The 762-nt window shown below is 46.6% G+C and carries 1 protein-coding gene and 1 pseudogene; one reads left to right on the top strand and one right to left on the bottom strand.

The genetic code is table 11. The features are described 5' to 3' along the window. A partial coding sequence (locus tag R7E78_RS26165; protein ID WP_318058614.1) for a M24 family metallopeptidase C-terminal domain-containing protein occupies positions 1–167 on the top strand: 167 nt, incomplete at its 5' end. A 180-nt stretch (positions 168–347) separates the two neighbouring features. Here R7E78_RS26165 and thiH read toward each other — a convergent pair. Further along, positions 348–762 (bottom strand): annotated as a pseudogene (thiH, locus tag R7E78_RS26160) (2-iminoacetate synthase ThiH); the annotation flags it as partial.

Raw genomic sequence — 762 nt, 5'->3', positions numbered from 1 at the left:
GCTGTCCAATCGACAAACGTAATATCAATGTCGATATGCTGACTCGTCCAGAACTTGCTTGGTTGAACGACTACCATCAAAAAGTATGGGAACAAATCAGCCCGCTTGTTGAAGGCGAAGTAAAAGAATGGCTACGCGAAGCAACTCTGCCGTTGGCTCACTCTTAAACAAAAGTGCGAACATCTATTAAAGATAAAATAGAAAAGGCTCTCCACTTGGAGAGCCTTTTTTGGGGCTAAATTCGTAAATCGCAGCCCATAAATCACATCCATGAAACTCAAAGCTAAGCGTTCATTCAATCACAATGTTTCACGTGAAACATGCCAATGACACAGTAAACGCCTCGGTTAACCTGAGTAAGCTGAGTGCCAATCACGCCAGACCGGGTCGAAACCTTTCGCTCTGATCATGTCTTCTACCGATGCCGCGCTACGCTCGTCACTGATTTCGAACTGCTCCAATTCCACCTCTTCGGTCGCATAACCACCGGGTTGTGTTTTCGATGCCGCAGACATACTCGTGATGCCTAACGGCAAAACATTGTCGCGAAACTGTGGTGATTCGCGCGTCGACAATGACAATTCCACTTCCGGATTAAACAGCCGATAGGCGCAAATCAATTGCACCAACTGCTTATCCGTCATGACGGATTTCGGTTGTAATCCCGACGCAGGTGTATTACCGGCACAAGGGCGTAAACGAGGAAAAGAAATCGAATAACGCGATTGCCAATAAGTACGCTCAAGGAAATCCAGATGAGCA

The sequence above is a fragment of the Vibrio sp. YT-19(2023) genome, from assembly GCF_033337395.1.
Note: the sequence above shows the minus strand (reverse complement) of the source record. Positions and strands in the feature narration are given on the sequence as shown.